Here is an 11,313-nt window from a genome sequence, read left to right on the forward strand (position 1 = left end):
AGAAATATTTCTTTATTTATTCGTTTGATTTAGAAGACATGTCTATTTTAATTAAATAATCAACGAATTGGAATCGCTAAAGTTAATATTTATTTCTGTCAAAGATTTAAATTAGATCACAAATTACGAGTTTATTTAATGAAATAATTTTTTTCTTGATCTGGAACCGCGTTCACCACCGTAATAGTGGTGGTAATAGTAATAGTAGTACGAACCGTAAATGCCCTGTACGTCAAAGCCATTGAGCACGATTCCTAACACTCTGGCGGCCACAGAATTCAACATATTCACGGCCCGCTTAATGGCATCGCGTTCGGTCTGGCCGGCATAAACAACCAGCAGGGTGCCATCCACCTTGGTACTGAGCACCGTGGCGTCGGTGACGGCAATCACCGGCGGACTATCAATCAGCACAACATCAAACTGTTCCTGCAAGCGATTCAAGAAATCTTCCATCTTTTGAGAAGCCAGCAGTTCCGAAGGATTTGGCGGCAGAATTCCGCTGGTTACCAATTTCAAGTTTTCCACAACCGTATCTTTAAAGATTTCTTCGTACGAGGCGCTACTGGCCAGATAGTTGGTTAAGCCCACATCCCTGCCGGTACCAAAGACAGAGTGTAGAATAGGACGTCGTAAGTCGGCATCAATCAATACAACGCGATTACCCGCCTGGGAAAGCGCAATGGCTAAATTAGCCGCCGTAGTCGATTTACCTTCTTTAGGGCCAGCGCTGGTTACCAAAATGACTTTCAGTTCTTTTTCAATTTTGCTGAACTGCAAATTTGTGCGCAGGGTGCGATACGCTTCGGAAACGGGGGATTTGGGATCAATGTGCGTAATCAGACGGAATTCAATTTTAGCGCTTTCATTCAGTTTTAATTGCGCCTTTTCGATTTTTTCTGTCTCTATTTTAGGGATGGTGGCCAGCACATTGTAGCCCAGGCGTTCCAGGTCTTCCGGTTTGCGCACAGAGCGATCTAAATATTCAATCATAAACGTAATGCCCACGCCCAGGCCCAGGCCTAATAGGGCGCCCAGCATCAGGTTCATGCGTTTGTTTGGTTTTACCGGGCGCACGGGTTTGACGGCCCGATCAATGATTTTCACATTTCTGGCCTGCGCCGATTCCTGAATTTTGGCCTCTTCCAATTTTTGAGTGAGCATCATGTAGGTCTGTTCGTCGACCTTACGCCGGCGCTCCAGTCTGGCCAATTGCAACACTCGGTCCGGTAAATTTTCCAGCCGTTGGTTGTATTTGTCCAGAACCTGTTCCAGAGAGGCGACCTTGGCTTCATCCGCTTTAATTTCACCATCCAGACTCAACAATTGAGTCACCAATTCCTGCGAAATTTTCAGGGGATCAGAAATCATGCCGGAATTGGCAATTTTAGCTGCCTCTTCGCGAATCTTATTTTTTAAAGCGTTGATGCGTTCATCATAGATGCGCAGCTGGGCTTCGAAATATTCATTTTTGTTGGTCGGCGCCTCTGACTTTAAGGCTGTAAGATAGCTGGTGCGTTCAGCGACAATTTGGGCCAGTTCTTCCTGTAAAGATTGAATGTAGGGTGTGGAAATTTCACTCAAATTGCCTGGCAGGGTCTGTTTGCGTTCGGCTAATCTTTGTTCCAGGCTCTTTTTCAATTCGCGTTTGGTATTTAAATCGATGCGCACCTGTTCTAACATGGATTCGGTTTCGGAGAGTCGTGTGACCAGCTCCTGGGTTTCGGCATCCAGACTGGCTATTTTCTCTTTTTCCTGAAATTTTCTTAATTGCTCTTCCGACTCTTTGAGTTCTTTGGCCTTAATCGCCAGGCGATCTTCAATAAACTTACGCATTTCGGTTACTTCCAGCCGATTGGTCTCGGCATTCAGTTTAGCAAACTCCTCGGAAATGGTGTTGGCCAGAAAAGCCGCTTCAAAAGGGCTGCCGGCCTGATAGGTTAAGGTGATGATGTCCGTGTCGCGCTTTGGTTCAACTTCCAGATTATTCATTAAAATATGAACTCGATCTTCAAAGGTCAGCTCGGTACCATCTTCCAGGGGCCGGAAGAAGCTGATGGAATCGCGAAAGGTAGAATTTTCCAATCGATGCACCACACGTTCGGCTACATTACGGCTTTTCAAGATTTCGATCTGATTATTCAACATATTGGTTTGAGAACCAAAGGTGGTTAAATTAAATAAGGCGCGATCCATGGAATCATTACTCTCAATGAGCAGGGTGGTAGAAGCCTCATAGGTTGGCGCTGTGGTAAAGGTGTAAATTACCGTGGCAGAAAATACGGCCAGAAACGACAAAACAATAAGCCAGCGGCCACGATAAAGGATGCGAATGTAATCGGTTAAATGTAACGGTTGTTCTTCGTTTTCCCACAAATCTGAATCAAATGTTGGTGGAACTTTTGGCTCCAAGGCAAGGGCCCCTTTCTTTTTCTTTTTTAAGGTTTCACCAAAACTCTATATGATCGATTTAATTCCGAATTTCTTTAAGACCATAACTTTTTACCCAAGCGCTTCCATATTTTTTTCCACTTATCCTGGGCCGGCAGTAAATGGTTCTCATTGATTTCAAAATAGTGCACCTCTCCTGCCTGAATCGCATTCAGAGGATTCCGGAAAAATAGAATTTCCAGCGCCTCTTCATCCAACAAAGGCTGTAATTCATTTCTGGCCTGTACCAGGGTCTGATAGCTGCGGTTTTCTGTCTCATGCGCATCCGAAGCTACAAAATGCGTCATGCCGCTTTTGATTAATTTTAAGGCCATATTTTGCACCGATTTGCCAAATTGCCCTACAATGCTACCGGCATTAACCTGGATTAAACATCCCTGTTGTACAAAGGTCATCAACTTATCTATCTTATCGTGCAGGTAACGGTAGCGTTCCGGATGGGCCAGCACCGGGATATAGCCTTTAAGGCGCGTCTTGAAAATGAAGTCGCCAATCCCATCCGGCAAATCAAACAGCGGTAGTTCGAACAGGAAGTACTTTTTGTTGTTGTTAAAGGTTGCCCAGGGATATTGAAACCAGTCAAAAATGCGTGAGGAAAAAAACATTTCGGCCGACAGGTAAAGTTGCAGGGGCAGTTTTTCTTTTCGGGCCAATTGCTTAACCTGTTCGAAATGGCGGATTATCTGGAGGCTAAATTCCTCATCTGTTAATTCGGTGGCATGAGGCGTAGCCAGTAAGGCTTCAAAATTAAAGGAAGCGGCCTGTTCCAGCATGGCCATGCTGGTTTCCAGATCGTAGGCGCCATCGTCAAGGCCAAATATGTAGTGTGAATGTAAATCAACAAAGCGCGCTGTTTTCATAAACGGCCGATCCTATCGCATATCAACCACTTCCATGTCCGGAGATGGTGTAAAGGTAAATAGATCATCTGGAAGTTTGCTGCTTGTAGAAATCTTGGAAAGATTAAAAATGGATTTATTGCCATTTAGATCGATTATTTCAATTTTTACAATTTGCCATTTTTTGTCCTGAACCCAGATTTTAATGGCGCTGAAATATCCCTGGACATCTTCTTTAGGTTCCAGCTTAACCACGTAGGTTCGTTTTCCGTTTAACTCCTCTTCACCCAGCAGGGTGGCATAATGCGTTTTTGGAAACTTGAATAAAATGTCGCGGGGCAACAGAGCGCCTGAATTTTTTCGAACTTTATCGATCAACACCTGATTGTTAATGCGATTGTAAGTCCAGACGGTTTTTCCATCACTGATCACCAATTGATCTTCGGTTTCAAAACGATATTTCTGACCATTTTTGATGTACAGTTTACCGGAGGCCACATTTTGGGTTCCGGTTAGCTGAAAAGTTTCCACTTTTTCAAAGCTGGCTTCGAAATTTTCTATATCATCGTATTTTTTCTGCACCTTACGGATCACATTTTTCACATCACGGGCCTGTGCCATTTGAAATAGAGTAAACACAACGATTAGCAAAGCAGCAATTAATTTCATCTTATTCTTCTCCACGCATTTTTTTATATTCATCCAGCGAAACCAGCACCTCTCTGGGCTTGCTTCCGCGTTGAGGTCCCACAATTCCATCTTCTTCCAATTCATCCATGATGCGGGCAGCCCGCGAAAAACCGATCTGTAATCTACGCTGTAAAAAGGAAATAGATCCCTGGCGATGTCTGATAACCAGATCGCGAGCTTTTTCATAAACCGGGTCCCGATCGTCTTCCATGCCAAAGCCTTCGCCATCGGCTGATTTGCCGGGCTGGGGTAAACTGTAATAGGGCATTTTAGGTTGTTTGCGAATGTGTTCGATGACGCGTTCAATCTCTTCGGAAGAGACAAAAGGATTTTGCAGGCGGACGGGTTTGGAACTACCCGGCGCCTGGTACAACATATCTCCTTTACCTAACAATTGTTCAGCGCCATTCATATCTAAAATAGTCCGCGAATCGACCTTAGAGGAGACCATGTACGCTATGCGGGCCGGGATATTGGCTTTAATGACCCCAGTGATCACATTGACGCTGGGGCGTTGAGTGGCCACAACCAGATGGATGCCCACAGCCCGCGCCATTTGCGTTAAACGGGCAATGGGCGCTTCCACTTCTTTTTGAGCGACCATCATCAAATCGGCCAATTCATCAATGACCACAACAATGTATGGCAATTCACGAAAATACCCGTCTTTATCGCCAGGCATGGCCTGCACTTTTTTATTGAATTCCGCCACATTCCGCGCCTTGAGGGTAGACAACCAGTCCATGCGCCGTTCCATTTCCAGCACCAGGGTGTTCAAAATACTCACGGCATTTTTGGCTTTGGTGATGACCACTTCATCCAGGTCCGGACGATGAAGCAGGTAGTGATCTTTCAACTCTTCATAAATGGAGAGTTCGAGTCGCTTAGGATCGATTAAGACAAACTTGACTTTTGCCGGACTTACGGCATAAACCAGCGACATAATCAGTGTATTGATGCCCACGCTCTTTCCTGCGCCGGTAGCCCCGGCAATTAACAGGTGGGGCATTCTGCTTAAATCGTCCACATAGGATTCTCCCGAGATGGTTTTGCCCAGGGCCACAGGCAGTTCAAAATGACTGGTGGCAAACTTTTCTGAACGAATCAGGGGCTTTAAATAGACGGTTTGCGGATTGCGATTGGGAATTTCAATACCCACGGCCGCCCGACCGGGAATAGGGGCAATAATACGAATGCCACGCGCTTCCATGGCCAATGCCAGATCATTGGCCAGGGAGACAATGGAACTCACTTTAACGCCAGGCGCCGGTTGTAGTTCGTACAGAGTAATAACCGGCCCGGCCGTCACACGAATCACTTTGGCTTTAACGCCAAATTCTTCCAGGCGCGATTCCAGCAAATCGGCATTGGCTTTTAATTCTTCCCGCGTAATACTGGTCTCCACCTGAGGGGGATCGTTCAAAAGATCGGTGGAAGGGAATTTAAATTTTGCCATACTCTCGCGCAGCAGACGGTCATAATCCAGTTCTTTGTCTTTCACTTCTTCCTGAACTTCAAACTCCAGACCATTATTTTCTTCTTCTCCATCCTGATCAGCAAGTTGTGGGGCGGCTTTTTCGGCAGTCGGCACGCTTTGCTCTTCCAGCTGGGCCAATAACGAATCCAGGTCGGTTTGAATACCAACGCCGTCTGTTTTCTCTTCCGGAAGGGTTTTTAACAGTTCCGAGGTTTCATCTTCCTCTTCTTCTACGGGGGGGGGTTCGCTCAGGTCTTCCTTAAATTTAGCTTCAGGGAAATTGATTTCCGGAATTTCTTCCACTTCTGTTTTCTCCGGATCGAGTAAGGCTTCGGTTAAATCTTTTTCGGCCTCTGCTTCATCCCAGACATCGGGTTTTGCGGGGGGAACGGCCTTCCGACGCAGTTTTCCTGCTAATTGAAGCAGTCCGTCTTTAACGAAATGGAATAGCTTATCCAGCACGGAGGCCAGACCTTCCAGCACGGGCGCCACTTCCAGCCGGATGCTCAGGATGAGCATGGTAACGGTGATAATAACCAGCAATGTGATGCTGCCGAAATGCCCGAAAAAAATGACCAGCCTGGAAGCCAGCCATCCGCCGATTAACCCACTGGGAAAATATTCGGAAATCTGGCCTTCACTTCTCAAAGCCTCGGGCATGGCTAAAAAGACGGAAAACAGAATGCCCCAGGCGATTAAAGCGATGGTGGTTTTCCAGAACCAGTCAAATTTTCTTCCCAACAAAATTTGCAGGGCGTAAATGGCCAAAATGATAGGAAAGATCAGGATGGGATAGCCCAGGGTCCATTGCATTAAATAGTAGCTAAGAAAAGCGCCCAGGCGCCCAAACCAGTTGTGCACCACCTGACCGCTTCCAAAACTTTGCAGGATCACCGGATCACGTAGATCATGCGAAACAATGGCCAGGGCAATGATGAGCGCCAGGCCTAATAGCAGGACTCCAAAAGCCTGACGTTTATGTTTGGAAGAGGTCGATCTCTTTGTTTTTTTCTTTTTTCTGGCCATGAATTTATCTGCTATTCATCCTACAACTAAATTTTAATGTACGAACTGGTCTGGCTAAGATTTCACATTCACCAGACCACCTGTCTGGCAATCTTTACGAGCTAATTTACAGATTTAGACCTGTGAAAACAAGTTTGATCGTTCTTAAGTTCTTTTATTTTATAAATTTGCCTTCCTGAAGAACAGGGACAAAAGAAAAGGTATTCAATTGCGCGCAATAGGCAATATCTTTTTTGAAGCCTAACTTTTTTAACCGTCTAGCATGCTCGCTGCGTGAAATGGCCTGCAAAATATGATGGGACTTGTTTTCGCTGGCAACGGGGAAAAACGCTCGCGCGCCCTGCAACGTCCAGAGCGCTGCATTACTTAAAGTGAAGTGGTGTAATTCATTTAAAAAATAGGCAGCACACAGGGCATCTTCCAGAGCGAATCGCCCCTCAGTTCCGGCACAATAGAGGAGGACATCCCGCTTTGCCTGATTCAGATAGTGCGTCACAGCCCCGGCATTCAAGAAGGAGCCGACAACAATCTGTTGCGCTGCTCCCACACTCTTTATGGCTCGTGTTCCATTGCTTGTGGTCAAAACGATGGTTTTACCTGCAATGTGCGCTGAAAGATACTCTAGCGGTGAATTGCCCAGATCGAAATGTTCCGGTTTAAGGGTCTGGCGTTCGCCGGCCAGAAGCACATCACTCTGACGGGCAGCCGTTTTTAACGCTTCACTTACCGAAGCTACAGGCACCACGGCGCGGGCTCCGTTCCCCAGAGCGGTCACAATGGTCGATGTGGCGCGGAGCACATCGATCACCACCACAATGGCCTGCGGTACCTCGATCAGATCCGTTGCACTGAAAAGAACGTCTACGAAAGCCATTCATCCGTGCCCATTAAAGAAAAGGCGGTTTGATGACCACGGCCGGCACCTTTTTCCCCCGCACATCGATGGACAGTTCTGTGCCCACTTTAGCATATTCACGGGCCACATACCCCATGGCAATTCCTTTGTTCAAAATAGGCGAAACCGTCCCGCTGGTTACATGCCCGATTTCCTGGTCGTCCTTAAAGATTTTGTACCCATGCCGGGGAAAGCCCTGTCCTTCCAGCACAATGGCCACCAGTTTTCGCGAGGGGCCTTCTTCCTTGACTTTTAGTAACGCTTCCCGACCAATAAAATCGCCTTTGTCCAGTTTAGTAATCCAGCTTAATCCAGCTTCAATGGGATTGGTGGTTTCATCAATGTCATTACCGTACAGACACATTTTTTTCTCTAAACGCAGTGTATCGCGTGCCCCTAATCCAATAGGTTCAATGTCAAATTCTTTGCCTGCCTCCATTACCGCATTCCAGACTGGAACAGCATGCTCGTTGGCGAAGTACAGTTCAAATCCCGGTTCGCCGGTGTAACCTGTTCTGGAAATAATCATCGGTACATTGGCTAAAACGCCCTCGGTAAACCAGTAATATTTGATCTCCGCCAGATTGATGTCGGTCAGTTTTTGTAGTGTTTCCTCAGCCTTTTTACCCTGCACAGCCAATTGGGTAATTTCGTCGCTGCGATCTTCGATCTGGCAACCGTCGATCTTATTTTTCAGAATCCACTGATAATCTTTATCTTTATTGGCTGCATTCACTACCAGCATGTAGTGATCCTCAAAACGGTAAACCAATAAATCATCCACCATACCGCCATGGGGGTAACACATGGCCGAATATTGCACCTGGCCCACTTCCAGCTTGGCCGCATCATTAATGGTTACTTTTTGTACCATGTCTAAAGCTTTAGGACCACTGATTAGGATTTCGCCCATGTGCGAAACATCAAAGACGCCTACGGTAGTTCGTACGCGGATATGTTCTTTACGAATACTATGATACTGAATGGGCATGTGAAAGCCGGCGAATTCAACCATTTTTGCGCCTAAACTGACATGCACATCGTGTAAAGCTGTTTTTTTTAATTCCATCTTACAGTTCTCCGTTTTATTTCATTATTTGTTTTGATTCATAAATATAATCAAAATTACGGATTAAAAAAAATTACAGATGCAATCATAGTTAAGGGGATTGAGGGGATTGGGATTATTTTTAAAAATTTTTAAAGACCAAGACAGCAGAACTGTAAATAAAATTATTTTACCAGGAATTTCACAAAACAAAGAGCTCAAAGAAATCACAAAGAGCGCAAAAAATTGCCCTCACTCCCTCGATCCCCCTCTCCCAGAATAAAAATCTGGAAGAGGGGGAAGGCTTGTGTGGGAAATTTTCTTAATTGTCTGGCAGCTTTGTGCGTTTTGTTTTCCCACGGCTGACGCGGTGGGCTATGATTATTCCGTCCCTACGGATTTTTACGTTGGCCGTATTGCTTAATCGGTACAAAGGTTCTGGTTGGTAGATAGAGCAGAATTGCACTGAGGGATCATTCTAACACTCCAAATATTTACGCTTCTTCCATGGTGCAGAGCAGCAAAACTTTCTCTTCTTGCCAGGGAAGAACAAATATTTGAAGGCAGTATTCTATCAGCTCCTTTTTTGATGGGAATCAATACGCCATAAAAACTTTTTTATTACATAATTCTTGAATATATTTAATAAATGAAGACTTTGAAAATAGAAGCTGGCTAAGTTTTAGCCCGACTTTTGCCCAGCATTCTAAAAATTTTGCACATGCTCCCATGGCAAAGATACCTTTTACCTAATCCAAAAGGCGTAGATAACCCATGGGAGTTGAAGTTTAAAAAATACAAATACGCGTCATGGAATTTGAAAAATCTCTATGGATTTGCAATAAAAAACAAGCATCGGACGATTGAGGTTGAAAAATGGATTTTCAATTCTGGTACACCTTAATTCTGTTGATTTTAACTACTATTTTCCTGATTAAGGAGAGTTTTGAATCCGAGTTAATCCTTCTTTCTTTTTTATTCTTGCTCATTCTGGGCAAGGTGGTAAGCGTTAAGGAGGCTTTTGTTGGCTTTTCAAACGAAGGTATGTTAACGATTGGTTTTCTTTTCATTGTGGCTGCTGGTCTGAACAACTCGGGGTTGATGGCCCAGTTGCAAAATGTATTGTTTGGCAATAGGAGACATGCAGGGTATTCCAGGAAATTGGTGCGTCTCCTGTTTCCTGTAACTACAGTCTCTGCTTTTATTAACAACACGCCGGTGGTGGCTCTCATGATTCCGGCTTTAAAAAACTGGACAGAGCGCCAGAATCTGGCTCCATCGAAATTTTTTATTCCACTATCTTATGCGGCCATGTTAGGCGGAATGTGTACACTCATTGGCACCAGCACCAATTTAATCATCTATGGTCTGATGGAAGAGAACGGCATCCGGGGCATGGAGATGTTTGAGATTTCAAAAATTGGCGTGCCGGTGGCCATCAGTGGTTTATTGTTCATTATTTTGGTGGTCAGTAAACTATTGCCGGAGCGCAAGGAATCTCTGCAAAACCTCGAAGCCAATACACGCGAGTTTGTCGTGGCCTTAAAAGTGACATCAAAATTTAAGGGCATTGGTAAAACCATTGAAGAAGCAGGACTGCGTCACCTGTCCGGCCTGTTCCTTTTTCAAATAGAACGTAATGGAGAGATTATTGCACCGGCGCGACCGGATGAGGTGATTCAGGTCGGAGATCGTCTCTTTTTTACCGGCCTGCCTAAAACCATTCTTGAATTGCAAAAGACCCCGGGCTTAAAAATCATTGAAGATGCGCAACTTGATTTAAAACAGTACGACTCTTCTGAAATTCGGCCTTTTGAAGTGGTTATTTCCAATAGTTCTCCTTTGATTGGCCAGAATGTTCGGGAGAGTAATTTCCGTCAGAAGTACGATGCTGTGATCATTGCCATTCACCGCAATGGAGAGCGCATCCAGAAAAAGATTGGAGACATTGTTTTAAAAGCGGGCGACACTCTATTGCTGCTGGCGCGTAAGGATTTTCTGAAAAAATACTATCACTCAAAAGATTTTTTGCTGGTCTCAGAAAGCGTAAAGGTCCCTTCCAAACCGGTAAAAAATCAGATCATTGCCGTGGGAACCATTGCCCTGATGGTGATGCTGTTTGTTTTGCATCTGGTACCCATTGTGGTGGCTGCTGGAATAGCGGTGATGATTTTACTGTTAACACGCACCATTTCGCTGGAAGAAGCCCGCGAATCAGTGGATTTCAGGGTGCTGGTCATCATTGCTGCCGCTTTTGGGATTGCCACCGGTATTAAAAATTCCGGTCTGTCCCAATTTTTTGCCCACTACATCATTCTCGGCGGCAGCGCTTTTGGTCGGATCGGCGTACTAACAGGCGTCTTTTTGATCACCAGCGGTTACGCTAACATCATTACCAATAATGCCACCGCAGCCCTGGTTTTCCCCATCGTTTTGGCCGTGACTACAGAGATGCAGGTCGATCCACGCCCCTTTATTTTAACCATGGCCATCGCCGCCTCTTCCAGCTTTGCTACGCCCATCAGTTACCAGACTAATATTATGGTCTATGGCCCGGGACGATACCGCTTTAAAGATTTTTTACGAGCCGGAATTCCCATGCAACTTTTCGTGACCGCGGTTTCTGTTACGCTGATCTATTTAATGTATTTTTAAGAAACTAATCCAGATTGCGGGGTAATAACCATGGTTCGCAGTAGGCAGGTTGATGTTTCAATAAGTAAAAAAATTGACCTCCGCTCTGGTTTTTCAAATGCAGCCATTATGGAAGGCAGGAAAACCAATTAACACAAAATCTTTTTGTCATGCATTTTAATTTAGTTTAGCAGGAGTAAAATTAGATGCAATTGAGCTTATTCAGTGTGGAAAATCAATCTAAGGAGTTGTA

General features: G+C 45.0%; 7 protein-coding genes. 1 reads left to right on the forward strand and 6 read right to left on the reverse strand.

Going from position 1 to position 11,313, the window contains the following annotated elements:
* Nucleotides 1–135 precede the first annotated feature (135 nt).
* The 6 genes from ACWB0I_RS05170 to gcvT all read right to left on the reverse strand — a co-directional run bounded on the left by ACWB0I_RS05170 (nucleotide 136) and on the right by gcvT (nucleotide 8,447).
* Entirely contained in the window at nucleotides 136–2,412 is a 2,277-nt protein-coding gene (locus ACWB0I_RS05170) for a GumC family protein (protein WP_479386972.1), read from the reverse strand.
* A 74-nt stretch (nucleotides 2,413–2,486) separates the two neighbouring features.
* Nucleotides 2,487–3,311 carry a tyrosine-protein phosphatase gene (locus ACWB0I_RS05175; protein ID WP_479386973.1) on the reverse strand — a complete coding sequence of 275 codons (825 nt, stop codon included), beginning with the start codon at nucleotides 3,309–3,311 and terminating at the stop codon, nucleotides 2,487–2,489.
* A 12-nt stretch (nucleotides 3,312–3,323) separates the two neighbouring features.
* The gene (gene lolA1, locus ACWB0I_RS05180) at nucleotides 3,324–3,959 is read right to left on the reverse strand and encodes an outer membrane lipoprotein periplasmic chaperone LolA1 (RefSeq protein WP_479386974.1); all 636 of its coding nucleotides are present in this window, start codon (nucleotides 3,957–3,959) and stop codon (nucleotides 3,324–3,326) included.
* A 1-nt stretch (nucleotide 3,960) separates the two neighbouring features.
* Nucleotides 3,961–6,483, reverse strand: a complete 2,523-nt coding sequence (locus tag ACWB0I_RS05185) for an FtsK/SpoIIIE family DNA translocase (protein ID WP_479386975.1) — start codon at nucleotides 6,481–6,483, stop codon at nucleotides 3,961–3,963.
* A 154-nt stretch (nucleotides 6,484–6,637) separates the two neighbouring features.
* Nucleotides 6,638–7,357 (reverse strand): 2-phosphosulfolactate phosphatase, encoded by a 720-nt coding sequence (locus ACWB0I_RS05190; RefSeq protein WP_479386976.1) that lies wholly within the window; start codon nucleotides 7,355–7,357, stop codon nucleotides 6,638–6,640.
* A 13-nt stretch (nucleotides 7,358–7,370) separates the two neighbouring features.
* Complete coding sequence (gcvT, locus tag ACWB0I_RS05195) at nucleotides 7,371–8,447, reverse strand: glycine cleavage system aminomethyltransferase GcvT (protein WP_479386977.1); 1,077 nt, start codon at nucleotides 8,445–8,447, stop codon at nucleotides 7,371–7,373.
* Between the two features lie 855 nt (nucleotides 8,448–9,302).
* Here gcvT and ACWB0I_RS05200 point away from each other — a divergent pair.
* On the forward strand, nucleotides 9,303–11,081 hold the full coding sequence (locus ACWB0I_RS05200; RefSeq protein WP_479386978.1) for an SLC13 family permease: 1,779 nt from the start codon (nucleotides 9,303–9,305) through the stop codon (nucleotides 11,079–11,081).
* Nucleotides 11,082–11,313: the final 232 nt, after the last annotated feature.

Source organism: Caldithrix sp., from assembly GCF_056497305.1.

Bases quoted from the DNA above. Each gene is read 5' to 3' on its own strand.
- ACWB0I_RS05175 (WP_479386973.1), bottom strand. From the start codon at position 3,311: ATGAAAACAGCGCGCTTTGTTGATTTACATTCACACTACATATTTGGC.
- lolA1 (WP_479386974.1), bottom strand. From the start codon at position 3,959: ATGAAATTAATTGCTGCTTTGCTAATCGTTGTGTTTACTCTATTTCAA.
- ACWB0I_RS05185 (WP_479386975.1), bottom strand. From the start codon at position 6,483: ATGGCCAGAAAAAAGAAAAAAACAAAGAGATCGACCTCTTCCAAACAT.
- ACWB0I_RS05190 (WP_479386976.1), bottom strand. From the start codon at position 7,357: ATGGCTTTCGTAGACGTTCTTTTCAGTGCAACGGATCTGATCGAGGTA.
- gcvT (WP_479386977.1), bottom strand. From the start codon at position 8,447: ATGGAATTAAAAAAAACAGCTTTACACGATGTGCATGTCAGTTTAGGC.
- ACWB0I_RS05200 (WP_479386978.1), top strand. From the start codon at position 9,303: ATGGATTTTCAATTCTGGTACACCTTAATTCTGTTGATTTTAACTACT.